Here is a 19,610-nt window from a genome sequence, read left to right on the forward strand (position 1 = left end):
CTTGCTCGCGAAGAGGCCATCACATTCAACATCATCGTTGACTGACAAACCGTCTTCGCGAGCAAGCCCGCTCCCACATTGAGGCCGAGGTCAGATCAGAGACCGTAGCTCATCAGTCGCGCGTAACGACGGGCCAGCAGCGCATCGTTGTCGAACTTTTTCAGCATCGCCAGTTGCGAGCTCAGCTCGGCGCGGATCGAGGCAGCCGCTGCAGCCGGGTCACGGTGTGCGCCGCCCAATGGCTCGCCGATCACCTTGTCCACAATACCCAAGCCTTTCAGGCGCTCGGCGGTAATGCCCATGGCTTCAGCGGCGTCCGGCGCTTTCTCGGCGGTTTTCCACAGAATCGAAGCGCAACCTTCCGGCGAAATCACCGCGTAGGTCGAGTACTGCAGCATGTTCAACTGATCGCAAACGCCAATCGCCAACGCACCACCGGAACCACCTTCACCGATCACGGTGGCGATGATTGGGGTTTTCAGACGCGACATGACACGCAGGTTCCAGGCGATCGCTTCGCTCTGGTTACGCTCTTCAGCGTCGATACCAGGGTAGGCGCCCGGGGTGTCGATAAAGGTCAGGATCGGCATCTTGAAGCGTTCGGCCATTTCCATCAGGCGGCACGCTTTGCGGTAGCCTTCCGGACGCGGCATGCCGAAGTTGCGGCGAACTTTCTCGCGCACTTCACGGCCTTTCTGGTGACCGATGATCATCACCGGCTGGTCGTCCAGACGGGCAATGCCGCCGACGATGGCAGCGTCATCAGAGAAGTGACGGTCACCGTGCAGCTCGTCGAACTCGGTGAAGATGTGTTCGATGTAGTCCAGGGTATAAGGACGTTTCGGGTGACGCGCCAGACGTGCGATCTGCCAGCTGGTCAGCTTGCCGAAGATGTCTTCGGTCAGCGTGCTGCTTTTGTCCTGCAGGCGGGAGATCTCATCGCCGATATTCAGCGAATTGTCGTTACCGACCAAGCGCAACTCTTCGATCTTGGCTTGCAGGTCGGCGATCGGCTGTTCGAAATCTAGAAAATTCGGGTTCATAGGCGTCCGTCTTGGGTCGACGTCCAAGAGAGCTTGGGCCGGCCGGTTGTCTATTCGCGCCCTACCTTAAGGGAGAGGCGCGTTCAGGTCGAGATTAAAAATTCAGGTCGAGATCAGGGAGTACAGAAGGCACCTGACCGTCAACGGTATTGGAGGAAGACGTTGTCTCGCCCGAACTGGTCACGCAGGGCTTGAATCAACGCATCCGCCGGATCGATTCGCCAGGTCTCGCCAAACTGCAGCAAGGCCTTTGCATCGGGGCTCGTGTACTCCATGGTGATCGGGCACGCGCCGCGGTGACGTTTGAACAATTCACCCAGCCAGCGCAGCTGATCGCCCTTCAAATCCTTGGTCTGCAGCTTCAGGCGCAGGCTTTCGGCAAGGTTGGTACGCGCATCTTCCATGCTCATCACGCGCTTGACCCGCAGCTTCAGGCCACCCGAGAAGTCGTCATTGCTGACCTCGCCTTCGACCACCACCATCGCATCCGTCTGCAACAACGACTGCGCGGTATGGAATGCCTCGGCAAACAGCGACGCCTCGATCCGTCCGGAGCGGTCATCGAGGGTGATGAAGCCCATCTTGTCGCCCTTTTTGTTTTTCATCACGCGCAGGGCGATGATCATGCCAGCGACGGTCTGGGTATCGCGTGCCGGCTTCAGGTCGATGATGCGCTGACGGGCAAAACGACGGATTTCACCTTCGTATTCGTCAATCGGGTGACCGGTCAGGTACAGGCCCAGGGTGTCTTTCTCTCCCTTCAGCCGTTCCTTGAGCGTCAGCTCCTTGGCCTTGCGATGGCTGGCGTAGACGTCTGCATCTTCCTCGACGAACAGCCCGCCAAACAGGTCGGCATGGCCACTGTCCTGGGTGCGTGCAGTTTGTTCGGCCGCCTTGATCGCCCCTTCCATTGCCGCCAGCAGCACCGCGCGGTTCTGGTCGATGCTCGCTTGATAGGCTTTCGGTTCGTCATGGAAATAAGGCCCCAGACGATCCAGCGCACCGCTGCGGATCAAACCGTCCAGCGTCCGCTTGTTAATACGCTTGAGATCGACACGGGCGCAGAAATCGAACAGATCCTTGAACGGCCCGTCCTGGCGTGCCTCGGTGATCGCTTCCACCGGGCCTTCACCCACACCCTTGATCGCACCGAGGCCGTAAATGATCCGGCCTTCGTCATTCACCGTGAACTTGAACTCGGAGGCATTCACATCCGGCGCGTCGAGACGCAGCTTCATGCTGCGAATTTCCTCGATCAAGGTCACGACCTTGTCGGTGTTGTGCATGTCCGCCGACAGCACCGCCGCCATGAACGGCGCGGGGTAATGCGTTTTCAGCCACGCGGTCTGGTACGACACCAGGCCGTACGCCGCGGAGTGGGATTTGTTGAAGCCGTAACCGGCGAATTTCTCTACCAGGTCGAAAATGTTACCGGCAAGGTCGGCATCGATATTGTTGGACGCGCAACCTTCAATGAAGCCGCCGCGCTGCTTGGCCATTTCTTCGGGTTTTTTCTTACCCATGGCGCGACGCAACATGTCCGCACCACCGAGGGTGTAACCGGCCATGACCTGAGCAATCTGCATCACCTGCTCCTGATACAGGATGATGCCGTAAGTCGGTGCCAGTACCGGCTTGAGGCCTTCGTACTGGTAATCCGAGTGCGGGTACGCGAGTTCGGCGCGACCGTGCTTACGGTTGATGAAGTCGTCCACCATGCCCGATTGCAACGGGCCTGGACGGAACAGGGCCACCAGTGCGATCAAGTCTTCCAGGCAGTCGGGCTTGAGCTTCTTGATCAGCTCCTTCATGCCGCGGGATTCAAGCTGGAACACCGCCGTGGTTTCGGCTTTTTGCAGCAGCGTATAGGTCGGCTTGTCGTCCAGCGGAATGAACGCGATGTCCAGCGGCGGCTGATCGACCTTGGCGCGGTCGCGGTTGATGGTTTTCAGCGCCCAGTCGATAACCGTCAGGGTTCGCAGACCGAGGAAGTCGAACTTCACCAGACCGGCGGCCTCAACGTCATCCTTGTCGAACTGGGTCACCAGGCCGTCACCGGCCTCGTCGCAATAAATCGGCGAGAAGTCGGTCAGTTTGGTCGGCGCAATAACCACACCACCGGCGTGTTTACCGACGTTACGCACAACGCCTTCAAGCTTGCGCGCCATTTCCCAGATTTCGGCGGCTTCTTCATCGACCTTGATGAAGTCACGCAGGATCTCTTCCTGCTCATAAGCCTTTTCCAGGGTCATGCCGACTTCGAACGGAATCATCTTCGACAGACGATCCGCCAGGCCGTAGGACTTGCCCTGCACCCGCGCCACGTCCCGAACCACAGCCTTGGCCGCCATGGAACCGAAGGTGATGATCTGGCTTACCGCGTTGCGACCGTATTTCTCGGCCACGTATTCAATTACCCGATCGCGACCGTCCATGCAGAAGTCGACGTCGAAGTCGGGCATCGATACCCGTTCCGGGTTAAGGAAACGTTCGAACAGCAGGTCATATTCCAGTGGATCGAGGTCGGTGATTTTCTGTACGTAGGCCACCAGGGACCCGGCACCCGACCCCCGGCCCGGGCCTACCGGCACGCCGTTGCTCTTGGCCCACTGGATAAAGTCCATCACGATCAGGAAGTAACCGGGGAACCCCATCTGGATGATGATATCCAGCTCGAAATTCAGCCGGTCGACGTAGACCTGACGCTTGGCCTCATAGTCTTGCGTGGTGTCCTTGGGCAGCAGAACGGTCAGGCGATCTTCCAGACCATCGAAGGACACCTTGCGGAAATATTCGTCGATGGTCATGCCATCGGGAATCGGGAAGTTGGGCAGGAAGTGTTTGCCGAGCTTCACTTCGATGTTGCAGCGCTTGGCGATCTCGACGGTGTTTTCCAGTGCCTCGGGGAGGTCACTGAACAACTCGGCCATTTCCTCGGCGCTTTTGAGGTATTGCTGATCGCTGTAATTCTTCGAACGCCGCGGATCGTCGAGGGCGCGGCCCTCACCGATGCAAACGCGAGTTTCGTGAGCGGCGAAGTCTTCCTGCTTGATGAAGCGCACGTCGTTGGTCGCGACCAGCGGCGCACCGATTTTTTCGGCCAGGGCCACGGCGCCGTGCAGCTGTTCTTCGTCGTTGGGGCGACTGGTGCGCTGGATTTCCAGGTAGAAACGATCCGGGAACACCGCCATCCATTCGCGAGCGAGGTTTTCTGCCTCGGCCGGGTTGCCACTGAGCATGGCCAGGCCGATCTCGCCCTCTTTCGCTGCCGACAGCATGATCAAGCCTTCGCTGGCTTCGGCGACCCATTCGCGTTCGATGATCACCGAGCCATTGCGCTGGCCGTCGATGAAGCCACGGGAAATCAGTTCGGTCAGGTTGCGATAGCCGACAGCGTTCATGGCCAGCAGGCTGATCCGGCTCAGGGCGTTGTCCGGATCCTTGTTCGACAGCCACAAGTCAGCGCCGCAGATCGGCTTGATCCCGGCACCCATGGCGGCTTTGTAGAATTTGACCAGGGAACACATGTTGTTCTGGTCGGTGACCGCTACGGCAGGCATGTTCATGCCGACCAGGGTCTTGACCAGCGGTTTGATCCGCACCAGACCGTCGACCAGGGAATATTCAGTGTGCAGGCGTAGGTGAACGAATGAAGCCGGCATAGTGATCCTGTCTAGAAACGTGAAGACAACAAGGCCCGGATTGTACCGGGCCTTGGCAAAAACATCAGCCTTGCGACTAACTCTCGATCAGACTTTCCCGCGCCTCGTACGCTAGGCGTACCGGGGCGAACGAGCGGCGGTGAATCGGCGTCGGCCCCAGGCGAGCTAGCGCTTCCAGATGAACGGGCGTTGGGTAGCCTTTGTGGCCACCAATGCCGTAACCCGGGTAAATCAGTTCGAATGCCGCCATCTCGCGATCGCGGCTGACCTTGGCCAGAATCGATGCCGCGGCAATCGCCGGAACCTTGCCGTCGCCCTGCACCACTGCTTCGGCGCGCATCGACAACTTCGGGCAACGATTGCCGTCGATCATCGCCAGTTTCGGCTGGATGTGCAGACCTTCGACCGCGCGCTGCATCGCCAGCATGGTGGCGTGCAGAATGTTCAGTTCGTCGATTTCTTCAACTTCGGCCCGGGCGATGCACCAGCTCAGGGCTTTTTCGCAGATTTCGTCGTAGAGCTTTTCGCGGCGGGCTTCGGTAAGTTTCTTTGAATCGTTGAGACCGAGGATCGGCCGGTTTGGATCAAGGATCACCGCTGCCGTGACCACGGCACCGCAGAGTGGGCCGCGACCGACTTCGTCGACACCGGCCACGAGGTCTTCGACTTCGGCGACCAGGGTGAAGTCCAGGCCCATCTGAATGCTGGTTTTGCTCATTGTGTTTTGCCGATCAGGTTCAGTACTGCATCCGCCGCCTGATTGGAGGCATCCAGACGCAAGGTACGGTGAATTTCGTCAAAGCCGCGAGTCTGTTCCTCGCCACCTTCGATCAAGGGTGAAAGCGTTTGAGCAAGTGCTTCGACCGTTGCGTCGTCCTGCAGCAACTCGGGCACCAACAGGCGCTGGGCCAGCAGGTTCGGCAAGGACACGTATGGACTTTTCACCATCCGCTTGAGAATCCAGAACGTCAGGGGCGCCAGTCGATACGCCACCACCATCGGCCGCTTGTACAGCAACGCTTCAAGGGTCGCCGTACCGGAAGCGATAAGCACTGCATCACAGGCTGCGAGGGCCAGATGGGATTTGCCATCGAGCAAGGTCAGCGGCAGATCGCGACCGGCCAGCAGTTCTTCAAGCTGTGCGCGGCGTTCGGGGCTGGCGCACGGCATGACGAAGCGCACGCCAGGACGCAGGGCACGCAGACGCTGGGCGGTGTCGAGGAACAATGCACCGAGCCGGCCCACTTCACCGCCACGACTGCCGGGCATCAGTGCAACCAGCGGACCGTCCGGCAAATCAAGTTCAGCCCGCGCGGCAGCGCGATCAGCCTCAAGCGGAATCGCATCGGCCAGGGAGTGCCCGACAAAGCGCACCGGCACACCCTTCTCTTCGTAAAATTTCGCTTCGAACGGGAACAGCGTCAGCATCAGGTCGCAGCCTTCGCGAATCTTCAGCACGCGCTTCTGCCGCCACGCCCACACCGACGGGCTGACGTAATGCACGGTCTTGATTCCGGCCTGACGCAGCTTGAGTTCGATATTGAGATTGAAGTCCGGGGCATCGATACCGATGAACACGTCCGGCTTCTCGGCGATCAGGTCGGCGATCAGCTTCTTGCGCCGCGCCATCAACTCGCGCAATCGGCCCAGCACTTCCACCAGGCCCATGACCGAAAGACGTTCCATCGGGAAATACGAGGTCAGCCCCTCGGCTTGCATCAGCGGACCACCGACACCGATGAACTCCACCGCCGGATGCTGAGCCTTGAGTGCGCGCATGAGGCCCGCGCCCAGAATGTCACCGGAAGCCTCACCCGCTACCAGCGCGATACGCAGATTAGCCATGATTAACGGGTGATGCCGCGAGTCGAAGACTGGATGGAGTCACGGAACACCGCGACTTCCGGGAACTGGTCCGAGGGTTCGGCCAGCTCGATGAGCGCTTGCTCGACCGTCAGGCCTTGGCGATAAACCACCTTGTAGGCACGACGCAGCGCGTGGATCGCGTCTTCGCTGAAACCACGACGACGCATGCCTTCGAAGTTCATGCTGCGCGCTTCGGCAGGGTTGCCAAACACTGTGACATACGCTGGAACGTCCTTGCCGATGGCCGTGCCCATGCCGGAAAAACTGTGGGCGCCAATGTGGCAATACTGGTGAACCAGGGTAAAACCGGAGAGGATCGCCCAGTCTTCAACGTGCACATGGCCGGCCAACGCCGTGTTGTTGACCAGGATGCAGTGGTTGCCGATGACGCTGTCATGACCGATGTGGGCATAGGCCATGATCAGATTGTGATCGCCCAGGGTCGTTTCCGAACGGTCCTGTACGGTCCCGCGGTGAATCGTCACGCCTTCACGGATGACGTTGTGGTCACCGATGACCAGACGGGTTTCTTCACCTTTGTACTTCAGATCGGGCGTGTCCTCACCTACCGACGAAAACTGGTAGATGCGGTTGTGCTTACCGATTCGGGTCGGGCCTTTGAGAATCACGTGCGGCCCGATCACTGTTCCCTCGCCGATTTCCACACCTGCGCCGACGATCGACCACGGGCCGACCTCGACGTCGTCGGCCAGAATGGCCGTCGGATCGATGATTGCGCGAGGGTCAATCAAACTCATAGTTTGCGTTCCGCGCAGATGATTTCTGCGGAGCAGACTGGCTTGCCGTCGACCGAAGCCTGGCATTCGAACTTCCAGATCTGACGCTTGCAGCTCAGGAACTTGGCTTCAAGGATCAACTGATCGCCCGGCAGTACAGGCTGACGGAAGCGCAACTTGTCGGAGCCCACGAAGTAGTAAAGGGTGCCGTCCGCTGGTTTCACGTCGAGCATTTTGAAACCAAGGATCCCGGCAGCCTGAGCCATCGCCTCGATGATCAGTACGCCCGGCATGATTGGATGCGCAGGGAAGTGACCATTGAAGAACGGTTCGTTGATGCTGACATTCTTGTAGGCGCGAATGCGCTTGCCTTCCACATCCAGATCCACGACCCGGTCCACCAGCAGGAACGGGTAACGGTGAGGCAGGTATTCGCGAATCTCGTTGATGTCCATCATTTCGGGGGGAAGCCTATGTAAAGATTGGGAGCGGGCGACTGACGCGCGCCCCTCTAGCAAATCAAGCAGGCAGTCTAACGGCTGTGCACACTTGATATGGAAATGGTATCAGCCATCTGATGAAGCATTACCGTCAGGGGTCACTTCCCCTACACGCTTTTCCAGCTGTCGCAGACGCCGCGCGATGTCATCGAGCTGACGGATGCGAGCCGCGCTTTTGCGCCATTCGGCTGCTGGCTGCATGGCCGTACCGGAAGAATAGGAACCCTTTTCGGTAATCGAGTGGGTCACCATGGTCATCCCTGTGATGAAAACGTTGTCGCAAATTTCGATATGTCCCACCAGCCCAACACCGCCAGCGAGCATGCAGTGCTTGCCGATTTTGGTGCTGCCGGAGATCCCGACACAGGCTGCCATGGCGGTGTGATCACCGACCTGAACGTTGTGCGCGATCTGGATCTGGTTGTCGAGCTTCACGCCGTTACCGAGAACGGTATCGGCCAATGCGCCGCGGTCGATAGCGGTATTCACGCCAATCTCCACATCATCGCCGACCAGCACACCACCGATCTGGGCAATTTTCTGCCAGACACCTTTCTCGTTGGCAAAGCCGAAGCCTTCACCACCGAGTACGGCACCCGACTGAATCACCACACGCTTGCCGATGCGCACGTCGTGATACAGCGTGACCCGCGGGGCCAGCCAGCCGCCTTCGCCGATTTCGCAACGGGCGCCGATGAAGCAATGCGCACCGATAGTCACGCCAGCAGCAATGCGTGCCGCGCTTTCAATCACCGCAAAAGCACCAATACTCGCAGCCGGGTCAACCACCGCGTCCTCGGCCACAACGGCTGTCGGATGAATACCGGCAGCTGCTTTCGGTTTTGGATCGAACAGGTGGGAAATACGCGCGTAGGCCAGATACGGATCAGGCACCACCAGTGCGTTACCGGCAAAACCTTCGGCATCAGCAGCCTTCAGCAACAGGGCTGCGGCCCGGCTGTCTGCCAGGTATTTACGGTATTGAGGGTTTGCGAGAAAGCTCAACTGAGATGGGCCAGCCTCTTGCAAAGTGGCTAGCCCAGTGATTTCTTTCTCCGGGTCGCCACGTAGCGTGGCGCCGAGGAACTCGGCCAATTGGCCGAGCTTTATAGTCGCTGTCATAGTTACTTCAGCTGATTCATGCGCTCGATAACCTGGCGAGTGATGTCGTACTGAGGTTTGACATCAATCACTGCGCCACGCTCGAAGACCAGGTCAAAAGCACCTTTCTTGATGACTTCTTCCACAGCGCTGTCCAGTTTCGGCTTGAGCTGCTTCAGCATTTCACGGTCGGCAACCGCTTTGGCTTCGTTCAGCTCCTTGGACTGGAACTGGAAGTCACGTGCCTTTTGCTTGAATTCCAGTTCAAGACGCTCACGCTCGCCTTGCTGCATCTTGTCGCCACCGGCCATCAGACGGTCCTGAATGCCTTTGGCACTGCTTTCCAGTGTCTTGAGCTTGGTCAGTTGCGGGCCGAACTTCTTCTCGGCATCCACGGCGTACTTCTTGGCCGCGTCGGATTCCAGCAGGGCCATCTGATAGTTCAGGACGGCGATTTTCATGTCGGCAAAAGCCGGGCCTGCGACCAGTACGGTGGCGAGGAGAACCAATTGAGTCAACTTACGCACGATGCACCCCTACAAAATCCATTGTCATTATTTTGAGGCAGACGCTTAGAACGTCTGACCAAGAGAGAATTGGAACACTTGAGTTTCAGCGTTATCCGGTTCTTTTACTGGCATCGCCAGCGCGAAACTCAGCGGACCCAGCGCAGTGACCCATGTCACACCTACACCGACGGAACTGGCCATGTTGCTGAAGCTGACCTCGTTGCACTGCGTATTGGACTTCGACGCAGGATTGGTGTTGGTGGTCTGCGTGCACTTGGAGTCGAACACGTTACCCACATCCCAGAATACCGAGGTACGCAGCGAACGTTGATCCTTGACGAACGGCAGCGGGAACAGAATCTCTGCGCCACCTTGAATCAGGACGTTACCACCGAACGGCAGTGGATCCTGGTCCGGGTCGGCAAGCGTGCCGTTGTTACCCGTAACAGGCTGACCACGGCTAGGCGTACTGCGCGGGCCCAGCGTACTGTCCTTGAAGCCACGAACCGAGTTGAAACCACCAGCATAGTAGTTTTCATAGAATGGCAAGCCATCGGTCGAACCGTAACCATCGCCATAACCCAATTCGGTGTGCAGGCGCATGGTGTAGTTTTCAGACAATGGCTGGAACAACTGGCCACGGTAATCGAGCTTGAAGAATGACAGGTCGCTGCCCGGCACAGTGGCTTCCGCGGTCAGGCTTTGGGAATGTCCACGGGTCGCCAATACGCCTTTGTTCAGGGTGGACTCGGACCAGCCAGCCGACGCCTTGACGTTCAGGTACTGATCACCGTCACGGTTAACAAAGTCGAAAATCTCGTCGACGGTGTATTGACCGGTCTTGATCTTGTCTTGCTGTGCAGTCAGGCCGAAGGTCAGACGCGATGTCTCGCTGATCGGATAACCGACGCTCACGCCAGCACCCAGGCTGTCTACGGCATAGCTTGCTACGTTGACATCAAGGTCTTTGTAGTCGGTGGTGCGATAGAACGCGTTGTAACCCAGGCTCACACCGTCAGCAGTCCAGTACGGGTCGACATAACCGAAGTTGTAGCGGGTCTGGTATTGGCTTTTGGTCAGGCCGATGCTGACTTTGTTACCAGTACCCAGGAAGTTGTTCTGGGTGATCGAACCACCGAGGATCAGGCCGGCACTTTGAGCGAAACCAATACTGGCAGTGATCGAACCGGAAGCCTGCTCTTCAACACTGTAGTTCACGTCAACCTGGTCATCGACGCCCGGTACAGCAGGCGTTTCGACGTTCACTTCCTTGAAGAAGCCCAGACGTTCTAGACGGGTCTTGGATTGATCGATCAGGTAGGTCGAAGCCCAGCCACCTTCCATCTGACGCATTTCACGGCGCAGCACTTCGTCTTCCGACTTGGTGTTGCCACGGAAGTTGATACGGTTAACGTACGCACGTTTGCCCGGATCGACAGCGAAGGTGATGTCAACGGTGTGATCTTCATCATGAGGCTGAGGCACGCCGCTGACGTTGGCGAAGGTGTAACCCTCGTTACCCAGGCGGCGAGTGATCAATTCCGAGGTGGTGGTCATCAGCTTGCGCGAGAACACCTGTCCCTTCTGAACCAGCAGCAGGGACTTGACCTGGTCTTCAGGGACTTTCAGGTCGCCGCTCAGCTTGACGTCACGAACGGTGTACTTCTCACCCTCGTTGACGTTGACGGTGATGTAGACGTGTTTCTTGTCCGGAGTAATCGACACCTGGGTCGAAGCGATATCCATATTGATATAGCCACGGTCCAGGTAGTAGGAGCGCAGACGCTCCAGGTCACCGGAGAGTTTTTCACGGGCGTACTTGTCGTCGTTCTTGAAGAAAGACAGCCAGTTGGTGGTCTTCAATTCGAACAGGTCGATCAGGTCTTCGTCAGGGAAGACGGTGTTACCCACCACGTTGATGTGCTGGATAGCAGCGACAGTGCCTTCGTTGATGTTGACCTTCAAGCCGACGCGGTTACGTGGCTGCGGTACCACTTCGGTATCGACGGTGGCCGAGTAGCGACCCTGAGCGACGTATTGGCGCTGCAGTTCGTTACGCACACCTTCGAGCGTGGCACGCTGAAAGATCTCGCCTTCGGCCAGACCGGATTGTTTGAGGCCCTTCATCAGGTCTTCAGTGGAGATCGCCTTGTTACCCTCGATCTCGATACTGGCGACCGATGGGCGCTCGACTACCGTGATGACCAGGACGTTGCCATCGCGGCCCAGCTGGATATCTTGAAAGAACCCGGTTTTGAACAAAGCACGAGTGGATTCCACCAGGCGACGATCGTCCGCCTGTTCGCCGACGTTCAACGGCAAAGCACCAAAGACGCTACCCGCGGAGACCCGCTGGAGGCCATTGACGCGAATATCAGAGATAGTGAAGGACTCGGCGTGAACTTCGGCGATCATCAATACGGTGAGAACCGCAGTTAGCAGCAGACGTTTCATGAAGTCCTTTCTTATTCCAACTGGCAATAAACAAACTGCCGCAAAATGCGGCAGATTCGCAATTCAGCGAAGTGTTACAGACGGCCCAAATCATTGACCAGAGCAAGCAACATCACCCCGACCACCAAACTGATACCGATCTGTATCCCCCAACCCTGCACCCGATCCGACAAGGGACGACCACGCGCCCACTCGATCAGATAAAACAACAAATGCCCCCCATCCAGTACAGGAATGGGCAACAAATTCAGAACTCCCAGGCTAATACTCAGATAAGCAAGGAAATTCAGGAAATCAGCAACGCCCGACTGGGCAGAAGCGCCCGCCACTTTAGCAATGGTTATCGGTCCACTCAAGTTTTTTACCGAGAGCTCACCGAACAACATTTTCTTGAGCGAATCGAGGGTCAGCACACTCATGGTCCAGGTGCGTCGGGCACCCTCCCCAATCGCGGCCACAGGACCGTAACTGACTTCGCGAATCATCTCTGGTGGCCAATCGACCGCTTTCACTCCTGCCCCCATATAACCGGTGGGCGCCTTGCTCTCGCCGCGAGCGGCCAGCGTCACAGGGACGTCGATTTGAGCACCATCGCGCTCGACGCGCAGCATGATTTTGGTATCCGGATGCATACGGACGGTGTCGACCACTTGCTGCCAGTCGTCCAGCGCCCTTCCATCCAGAGCCAGCAAGCGATCACCAGTCTTCAGGCCCGCCGCCTGCGCCGGTCCTTTCGGATCGAGTTCGGCCAACACGGGCGGCAACGCCGGACGCCAAGGACGAATACCCAGAGAACGGATCGGATCCGGCTCGTCAGCGCCCTTGAGCCACTTATCCAGCATCAGCTCACGAGGAGAGTCCGTGGTGGAGCCCTGCTCACGCACCAACAATTGAAGTGAACCGCTCTCGCCAAGACGACGAACCAGTTGCAGATTCACTGACGCCCAGCCAGTCGTTGGCTCGCCATCGATGGCAACAATTTCCTGACCCGCAGTCAAACCGGCCTTGGCGGCAATGCTGCCGGACTCGACCGCGCCGATGACTGGCCGCACCTGCTCGCTGCCGAGCATTGCCAAGACCCAGAAAAACACCATGGCCAGCAAAAAGTTTGCAATCGGGCCGGCAGCCACGATTGCGATACGCTGGCGGACAGATTTGCGATTAAAAGAATGATCGAGCTGATCGGCCGGCACTTCGCCTTCACGCTCATCGAGCATTTTCACGTAGCCGCCCAACGGGATGGCGGCCACTACGAACTCCGTGCCTTTCTTGTCGTGCCAGCGCAGCAACGGCATGCCGAAGCCTACGGAGAAACGCAGCACTTTGACCCCACAGCGACGCGCGACCCAGAAATGGCCGAATTCGTGGAAGGTAACCAGCACGCCCAAAGCCACCAGGGTGCCGACAATCATATAGAGCGCGCTCATCTACTTTCTCCGCAATCCTATCCGGTGCTGCATGGACCAACGTACTGCAGCACTTACCGCCCGTGACGACTCAACCATTGTCCGGCCAGTACTCGCGCTTTCGCGTCAGCCGTGAACACGGCCTCGAGATCATCTACCGCCACTACCGGCTCGAGGTTCAACACTTCCTCGATGATACTCGCGATTTCCGGGTAGCGAACCCGCCCGTCGAGAAACGCCGCGACAGCCACTTCATTCGCCGCATTAAGCATCGCCGGTGCGCTATTACCGGCTTCGGCAGCCTGCCGCGCCAGGCGCAGACAAGGGAAACGTTCTTCATCGGGCGCATGGAAGTCCAGGCGCGCAATGGCAAACAGGTCCAGCGGCGCCACGCCCGAGTCGATACGCTCAGGCCAGGCCAGGGCATTGGCGATTGGTGTGCGCATGTCCGGATTACCCAACTGGGCCAACACCGAGCCATCGACGTAGTCGACCAGAGAATGAATCACGCTCTGAGGGTGAATCACCACTTCGACCTGCGACGGTTTGGCATCGAACAGCCAGCAGGCCTCAATTAACTCGAGCCCCTTGTTCATCATGCTGGCCGAATCGACCGAAATCTTGCGACCCATGGACCAGTTTGGATGAGCGCACGCCTGGTCGGGGGTAACATGCGCCAGTTCAGCCAAAGGTGTCTGTCGGAACGGACCGCCAGAGGCTGTGAGAAGAATCCGACGCACGCCAACCACACCCAGACCACGAGCGAAATCCTGCGGCATGCATTGGAAAATCGCGTTGTGCTCGCTGTCGATCGGCAGCAGCACCGAGCCGCTTTTGCGCACGGCTTGCATGAACAGGGCGCCGGACATGACCAGCGCCTCCTTGTTCGCCAGCAGAATCTTTTTGCCCGCCTCGACCGCCGCCAGCGTCGGACGCAAGCCCGCCGCGCCAACGATGGCCGCCATGACGGCATCGACTTCAGGATCGGAAGCAACCTGACACAGCCCTTCCTCCCCTACCAACACACGGGTCGACAGGCCGGCCGCGCGCAAGTCGTCCTGCAGGGTTCGGGCAGCGTCGGCTTGCGGCACGACCGCAAAGCGCGGCGTATGACGCACGCACAATGCCAACAACTCACTGAGGCGAGTGAACCCGCTCAAGGCGAACACCTGATAACGCGACGGATGACGAGCAATCACATCGAGAGTGCTCAGACCAATCGAACCGGTCGCCCCCAGCACAGTAATCTGTTGAGGGCGGCTCACGGTGCAGCCATCCACAACAGTACGGCGAACACTGGGATCGCAGCCGTCAGGCTGTCGATTCGATCCAGCACGCCGCCATGCCCCGGCAGCAGGTTACTGCTGTCCTTGATGCCCGATTGACGCTTGAACATGCTTTCGGTGAGGTCGCCCACCACCGAAATGAAAACAATCACTGCCGCGCCAATCAACCCCATCAGCACCTGGGCGAAACTCCAGTCGCGCGCCAGGCCGACGATCGCCGTGATGACCAGGCTGAGCACCAGGCCACCGTAAACGCCTTCCCAGCTCTTGCCGGGACTGACCTGTGGCGCAAGCTTGCGCTTGCCGAAGGCACGACCGGAGAAGTACGCGCCGATATCAGCCCCCCAGACCAGCACCATCACGGCCATGATCAGCCAGTTCCCCAAGGGCTCCTGTTTGATCTGGACCAGACCTTGCCAGGCCGGCAACAGAATCAGTAAACCGATCACCAGCTTGCAGGCGGCACTGGCCCAGTGTTCACTGGAACGTGGATAGGTCAGCACCAGATACGTCGCCACGCCCCACCAGAGCACCGAAGCGCCCAGCACCCAAGGCGCAAGCCCCGGCAGGATATGCATGACAAACAGCATCAACGCGACCACTGCGGCATAGGCAACGCGAATCGGCTGGGCGGTAAAACCGGCCAGTCGCGCCCACTCCCAAGCACCGAGCGACACGACCAGCCCGATGAACAGCGCAAAGCCGGAACCCTCGAGCAGGAAAAACCCGCACAAAGCGATCGGTAGCAGGATCAGTGCGGTGATGATTCGTTGTTTAAGCATTAAACCCGGGCTCCAGCCTCGACCTGCTCGCTCGTTTTACCGAAGCGGCGCTGGCGAGAAGCGAAATCGGCCAGCGCATTTCGCATGGCGTCGTGTTTGAAGTCCGGCCAGAACAGGTCGGAGAAGTACAACTCGGCGTAAGCCAGTTGCCACAGCAGGAAGTTGCTGATGCGGTGTTCGCCACCGGTACGAATGCACAAATCCGGCAACGGCAGATCGCCGGTGGCCAGACAGGTTTGCAGCAACTCAGGGGTGATGTCTTCCGGACGCAGATGCCCGGCCTGAACTTCCCGCGCCAGGCGCTGAGCGGCCTGCGCAATGTCCCACTGACCGCCGTAATTGGCGGCGATCTGCAGGATAAAGCGGTTGGCACCGGCAGTCATCGCCTCAGCTTCACGCATGGCAGCCTGAAGCTCGGGATGAAAGCGTGAGCGATCACCGATGATGCGCAGACTGATGTTGTTGTCATTGAGGCGCTTGGCCTCGCGACGCAACGCCTTGAAGAACAAATCCATCAAGGCACTGACTTCATCTGCAGGGCGCTGCCAGTTTTCACTGGAGAAGGCAAACAGGGTCAGCACCTCGACCCCGGCTTCAGCGCACACTTCGATCACTGCACGAACCGCATCAACGCCCGCTTTATGCCCGGCGACACCCGGCATAAAGCGCTTCTTCGCCCAGCGATTATTACCATCCATGATGATCGCGACATGGCGCGGCACCGCGGACGGCGCAGTCTGCTTGGTCTTTTCCATGAAAACGTCCTGACCCCTTATACGGCCATCAGGTCCTTTTCTTTGTCTTCCGTGGCCTTTGTGATCTGGGCCTCGGCATCTTTGGTCAATTTATCGATATCAGCGACAGCACGACGCTCTTCGTCTTCGCTTATCTCCTTGTCCTTGACCAGTTTCTTAAGGTCACCCAGGGCATCGCGACGAATGTTCCGCACGGCAACACGCGCATCTTCAGCTGCACTGCGCGCCTGCTTGGTGAAGCCCTTGCGGGTTTCTTCAGTCAGTGCAGGCATGGAAATCAGCAGCAACTCACCCAGGTTGGTCGGGTTGAGGTTCAGGCCTGCACTCTGGATTGCCTTGTCAACGGCCGCGAGCATGTTGCGCTCGAACGCGACGACCTGCAGGGTCCGGGAGTCTTTTACCGTGATGTTGGCCACCTGGGTAATGGAAGTGTCCGTGCCGTAGTACGGCACCATCACGCTACCCAGAATGCTTGGGTGGGCCTTGCCGGTACGAATCTGACCAAATGCATGGTTCAGAGAGTCCAGGGATTTCTGCATGCGCTCTTGAGCGTCTTTCTTGATTTCGTTGATCATTGTTGGCCTTCCTCGATCAGGGTCCCTTCAGCGCCGCCATGCACGATATTCAGCAGGGCGCCGGGCTTGTTCATGTTAAAGACGCGCAACGGCATCTTGTGGTCGCGGCACAGGCAAATGGCCGTCAGATCCATCACGCCCAGCTTGCGATCCAGCACTTCATCGTAAGTCAGATGATCGAACTTCTCGGCATGCGGGTCTTTGAATGGGTCAGCGGTGTAGACGCCATCGACCTTGGTGGCCTTGAGCACGACATCGGCATCGATTTCGATTGCACGCAAGCAGGCCGCCGAATCCGTGGTGAAGAATGGATTACCGGTACCCGCCGCAAAAATCACGACTTCCTTGGCGTTCAGGTGGCGCATGGCTTTGCGACGATCATAGTGATCGGTCACGCCTACCATGGAAATGGCCGACATCACGATGGCCGAGATATTGGCACGTTCCAGCGCATCGCGCATGGCCAGGGCGTTCATCACAGTGGCCAGCATGCCCATGTGGTCGCCCGTCACCCGATCCATGCCGGCCGCGCTCAGCGCTGCACCGCGGAACAGGTTGCCACCACCGATCACCAGACCGACCTGAACGCCGATACCGACCAGTTGGCCGACTTCCAGCGCCATGCGATCCAGAACTTTCGGATCGATCCCGAACTCTTCCGAGCCCATCAGGGCCTCGCCGCTAAGCTTGAGTAGAATGCGTTTATAGCGAGCCTGATAACCACTGCCCTGCTGAGCCATTGCGAATCTCTCCTGCGGCGTATTTTAAAAAATTCTTTGCGAGCTGTTTACAGCTGCGTTCACTCTAGCTTGGCGCTGCTTCAGCGCCATCGGAACATGGCTTTGTAAGCCAGTTCCAACGGGAAACCAATTAAAAATTGGCGGCCCATCTGAAAAGAGGCTGCGCGCGTAAGCGGGCAGCCTCTTCAGGGCGACAGTTAAAAAAACCGTCTTACGACTTGGCAGCAGCCAGCTGGGCAGCAACTTCTTCAGCGAAGTTGTCTACTGGCTTCTCGATGCCTTCGCCTACTTTGAAGTAGGTGAAAGAAACGATTTCAGCACCGGCTTTCTTGGCCAGTTCGCCAACCTTGATTTCAGGGTTCTTGACGAACGCCTGCTCAACCAGGGAAGCCTCAGCCAGGAACTTGCTGATACGGCCTTTGACCATATTTTCAACAATATTTTCTGGCTTGCCTTTGATTTTTTCTTCGTTCAGCTGCAGGAACACAGCTTTTTCACGCTCGATCGCTTCGGCAGAAACTTCCGAAGGCAGCAGGAACTCTGGGTTGCTGGCCGCTACGTGCATAGCGATGTCTTTGGCCAGTTCAACGTTGCCGCCTTTCAGGACAACTGCAACACCGATCTTGTTGCCGTGCAGGTAACCACCAACAACATCACCTTCAACGCGTGCCAGGCGACGGATGTTGACGTTTTCGCCAACCTTGCCAACCAGTACCAGGCGATCAGCTTCTTGAGCGGCGATCAGCGGAGCGACGTCAGTCAGTTTGTCGGCGAACGCTTTTTCAACGCTAGCAGCAACAAATGCCTTGAAGTCGTCCTGCAGGGCCAGGAAGTCAGTCTGCGAGTTCACTTCCAGCAGAACAGCAGATTTGCCGTCTTCTTTCAGAGCGATAGCGCCTTCAGCAGCCACGTTGCCTGCTTTCTTGGCAGCCTTGATTGCGCCGGAAGCACGCATGTCATCAATGGCTTTTTCGATGTCGCCGTCAGCCTTTTCCAGGGCTTTCTTGCAATCCATCATGCCTTCGCCGGTACGCTCACGCAGTTCTTTAACCAACGCTGCAGTAATTGCTGCCATTTTCAAAATCCTCTTGGATAGGTTTTCAACCATTCCACCCGATCGAACGGGCGATCAATTCTTCCCGAACCACCGTTGTAAGCCGCTGCACGTTACAGCTCTGCCAGTGCGGGGCCGACAAACGGTTTTCGAGGTGGCAAAAAGGGGGCCAAGCCCCCTTTTTGCTTACTGAGTCAACGCCAAGGCGTCAATTACTCAGCTGCTGCTACCGGAGCTTCTTCAACGAACTGCTCGGTGCCGCCAGCAACGTGGTTGCGACCGCGGATTACAGCGTCAGCCATCGAACCCATGTACAGCTGGATAGCGCGGATTGCGTCATCGTTGCCTGGGATGATGTAGTCAACGCCTTCCGGGCTGCTGTTGGTATCGACTACGCCGATAACCGGGATGCCCAGCTTGTTGGCTTCGGTGATCGCGATGCGCTCGTGATCAACGTCGATAACGAACAGAGCGTCTGGCAGACCGCCCATGTCCTTGATACCACCCAGGGAACGATCCAGCTTTTCCAGGTCGCGAGTGCGCATCAGCGCCTCTTTCTTGGTCAGCTTGGCGAAAGTACCGTCTTCGGCTTGCACTTCAAGGTCACGCAGACGCTTGATGGAAGCACGGATGGTTTTGAAGTTGGTCAGCATGCCGCCCAACCAGCGGTGATCGACGTACGGCGAACCGCAACGTGCTGCTTCTTCAGCAACGATCTTGCCAGCGGAACGCTTGGTACCGACGAACAGAATCTTGTTTTTGCCCTGGGCCAGGCGCTCTACGAAAGTCAGAGCTTCGTTGAACATTGGCAGGGTTTTTTCAAGGTTGATGATGTGAATCTTGTTACGCGCGCCGAAAATGTACTTACCCATTTTCGGGTTCCAGTAACGGGTTTGGTGACCGAAGTGCACACCGGCCTTCAGCATATCGCGCATGTTGACTTGGGACATGATAGTTCCTTAATAAGTCGGGTTTGGCCTCCACGTATCCCAATGACCAACCAGCAGCATCAGCTGAAGGCACCCAGGTCATCGTGTCGACACGTGTGTGGATTTAAGCCTTTCGGGGTATCCCCGGAAAGCGGCGCATTTTATACCACAAGGCTGAAAAAAACGGAACCCGGATTCTCAAATCCTGACG

At 57.9% G+C, this 19,610-nt stretch carries 17 protein-coding genes; all 17 read right to left on the bottom strand.

What is annotated here, in order from left to right; genetic code table 11:
• Positions 1-95: 95 nt before the first annotated feature.
• Positions 96-1,043: an acetyl-CoA carboxylase carboxyltransferase subunit alpha gene (locus EAH78_RS05130; RefSeq protein ID WP_140666333.1), complete on the bottom strand. Its 948-nt coding sequence runs from the start codon at positions 1,041-1,043 to the stop codon at positions 96-98.
• A 140-nt stretch (positions 1,044-1,183) separates the two neighbouring features.
• On the bottom strand, positions 1,184-4,705 hold the full coding sequence (gene dnaE, locus EAH78_RS05135) for a DNA polymerase III subunit alpha (protein ID WP_140666335.1): 3,522 nt from the start codon (positions 4,703-4,705) through the stop codon (positions 1,184-1,186).
• A gap of 76 nt (positions 4,706-4,781) precedes the next feature.
• The gene (gene rnhB / locus EAH78_RS05140) at positions 4,782-5,408 is read right to left on the bottom strand and encodes a ribonuclease HII (RefSeq protein ID WP_170219102.1); all 627 of its coding nucleotides are present in this window, start codon (positions 5,406-5,408) and stop codon (positions 4,782-4,784) included.
• 11 nt (positions 5,409-5,419) lie between these two features.
• Complete coding sequence (lpxB, locus tag EAH78_RS05145) at positions 5,420-6,550, bottom strand: lipid-A-disaccharide synthase (protein ID WP_140666339.1); 1,131 nt, start codon at positions 6,548-6,550, stop codon at positions 5,420-5,422.
• Between the two features lie 2 nt (positions 6,551-6,552).
• Entirely contained in the window at positions 6,553-7,329 is a 777-nt protein-coding gene (gene lpxA, locus EAH78_RS05150; RefSeq protein ID WP_140666340.1) for an acyl-ACP--UDP-N-acetylglucosamine O-acyltransferase, read from the bottom strand.
• Positions 7,326-7,766, bottom strand: coding sequence for a 3-hydroxyacyl-ACP dehydratase FabZ (fabZ, locus tag EAH78_RS05155; RefSeq protein ID WP_007907157.1), 441 nt, complete (start codon positions 7,764-7,766; stop codon positions 7,326-7,328). Before fabZ ends, lpxA begins: the two co-directional genes overlap by 4 nt.
• A gap of 108 nt (positions 7,767-7,874) precedes the next feature.
• Positions 7,875-8,930, bottom strand: a complete 1,056-nt coding sequence (lpxD, locus tag EAH78_RS05160) for a UDP-3-O-(3-hydroxymyristoyl)glucosamine N-acyltransferase (protein ID WP_140666342.1) — start codon at positions 8,928-8,930, stop codon at positions 7,875-7,877.
• 2 nt (positions 8,931-8,932) lie between these two features.
• Positions 8,933-9,436: an OmpH family outer membrane protein gene (locus EAH78_RS05165; protein WP_008028980.1), complete on the bottom strand. Its 504-nt coding sequence runs from the start codon at positions 9,434-9,436 to the stop codon at positions 8,933-8,935.
• 45 nt (positions 9,437-9,481) lie between these two features.
• Entirely contained in the window at positions 9,482-11,872 is a 2,391-nt protein-coding gene (gene bamA, locus EAH78_RS05170) for an outer membrane protein assembly factor BamA (RefSeq protein ID WP_140666344.1), read from the bottom strand.
• Positions 11,873-11,946: 74 nt separating this feature from the next.
• Positions 11,947-13,299 (bottom strand): sigma E protease regulator RseP, encoded by a 1,353-nt coding sequence (rseP, locus tag EAH78_RS05175; RefSeq protein WP_140666346.1) that lies wholly within the window; start codon positions 13,297-13,299, stop codon positions 11,947-11,949.
• 53 nt (positions 13,300-13,352) lie between these two features.
• Complete coding sequence (ispC, locus tag EAH78_RS05180) at positions 13,353-14,543, bottom strand: 1-deoxy-D-xylulose-5-phosphate reductoisomerase (RefSeq protein WP_123433702.1); 1,191 nt, start codon at positions 14,541-14,543, stop codon at positions 13,353-13,355.
• Positions 14,540-15,346, bottom strand: a complete 807-nt coding sequence (locus EAH78_RS05185) for a phosphatidate cytidylyltransferase (protein WP_140666348.1) — start codon at positions 15,344-15,346, stop codon at positions 14,540-14,542. Before EAH78_RS05185 ends, ispC begins: the two co-directional genes overlap by 4 nt.
• Positions 15,346-16,101 carry a polyprenyl diphosphate synthase gene (gene uppS / locus EAH78_RS05190; RefSeq protein ID WP_140666350.1) on the bottom strand — a complete coding sequence of 252 codons (756 nt, stop codon included), beginning with the start codon at positions 16,099-16,101 and terminating at the stop codon, positions 15,346-15,348. The genes EAH78_RS05185 and uppS overlap by 1 nt, the downstream gene beginning before the upstream one ends.
• A 17-nt stretch (positions 16,102-16,118) precedes the next feature.
• Positions 16,119-16,676: a ribosome recycling factor gene (gene frr, locus EAH78_RS05195; protein ID WP_140666352.1), complete on the bottom strand. Its 558-nt coding sequence runs from the start codon at positions 16,674-16,676 to the stop codon at positions 16,119-16,121.
• Positions 16,673-17,416 (bottom strand): UMP kinase, encoded by a 744-nt coding sequence (pyrH, locus tag EAH78_RS05200; RefSeq protein WP_003172271.1) that lies wholly within the window; start codon positions 17,414-17,416, stop codon positions 16,673-16,675. Before pyrH ends, frr begins: the two co-directional genes overlap by 4 nt.
• Before the next feature lie 211 nt (positions 17,417-17,627).
• Positions 17,628-18,491, bottom strand: a complete 864-nt coding sequence (gene tsf / locus EAH78_RS05205) for a translation elongation factor Ts (protein ID WP_140666354.1) — start codon at positions 18,489-18,491, stop codon at positions 17,628-17,630.
• Between the two features lie 191 nt (positions 18,492-18,682).
• Entirely contained in the window at positions 18,683-19,420 is a 738-nt protein-coding gene (rpsB, locus tag EAH78_RS05210) for a 30S ribosomal protein S2 (protein ID WP_003219330.1), read from the bottom strand.
• Positions 19,421-19,610: the final 190 nt, after the last annotated feature.

The organism is Pseudomonas arsenicoxydans (assembly GCF_006438915.1).
Classification (GTDB): Bacteria; Pseudomonadota; Gammaproteobacteria; order Pseudomonadales; family Pseudomonadaceae; genus Aquipseudomonas; species Aquipseudomonas arsenicoxydans_A.

Excerpts from the sequence above, each read along its gene's own strand:
- EAH78_RS05130 (WP_140666333.1), bottom strand. The coding sequence starts at position 1,043 with ATGAACCCGAATTTTCTAGATTTCGAACAGCCGATCGCCGACCTGCAA.
- dnaE (WP_140666335.1), bottom strand. The coding sequence starts at position 4,705 with ATGCCGGCTTCATTCGTTCACCTACGCCTGCACACTGAATATTCCCTG.
- lpxB (WP_140666339.1), bottom strand. The coding sequence starts at position 6,550 with ATGGCTAATCTGCGTATCGCGCTGGTAGCGGGTGAGGCTTCCGGTGAC.
- lpxA (WP_140666340.1), bottom strand. The coding sequence starts at position 7,329 with ATGAGTTTGATTGACCCTCGCGCAATCATCGATCCGACGGCCATTCTG.
- fabZ (WP_007907157.1), bottom strand. The coding sequence starts at position 7,766 with ATGATGGACATCAACGAGATTCGCGAATACCTGCCTCACCGTTACCCG.
- lpxD (WP_140666342.1), bottom strand. The coding sequence starts at position 8,930 with ATGACAGCGACTATAAAGCTCGGCCAATTGGCCGAGTTCCTCGGCGCC.
- bamA (WP_140666344.1), bottom strand. The coding sequence starts at position 11,872 with ATGAAACGTCTGCTGCTAACTGCGGTTCTCACCGTATTGATGATCGCC.
- rseP (WP_140666346.1), bottom strand. The coding sequence starts at position 13,299 with ATGAGCGCGCTCTATATGATTGTCGGCACCCTGGTGGCTTTGGGCGTG.
- EAH78_RS05185 (WP_140666348.1), bottom strand. The coding sequence starts at position 15,346 with ATGCTTAAACAACGAATCATCACCGCACTGATCCTGCTACCGATCGCT.
- uppS (WP_140666350.1), bottom strand. The coding sequence starts at position 16,101 with ATGGAAAAGACCAAGCAGACTGCGCCGTCCGCGGTGCCGCGCCATGTC.
- frr (WP_140666352.1), bottom strand. The coding sequence starts at position 16,676 with ATGATCAACGAAATCAAGAAAGACGCTCAAGAGCGCATGCAGAAATCC.
- pyrH (WP_003172271.1), bottom strand. The coding sequence starts at position 17,416 with ATGGCTCAGCAGGGCAGTGGTTATCAGGCTCGCTATAAACGCATTCTA.
- tsf (WP_140666354.1), bottom strand. The coding sequence starts at position 18,491 with ATGGCAGCAATTACTGCAGCGTTGGTTAAAGAACTGCGTGAGCGTACC.
- rpsB (WP_003219330.1), bottom strand. The coding sequence starts at position 19,420 with ATGTCCCAAGTCAACATGCGCGATATGCTGAAGGCCGGTGTGCACTTC.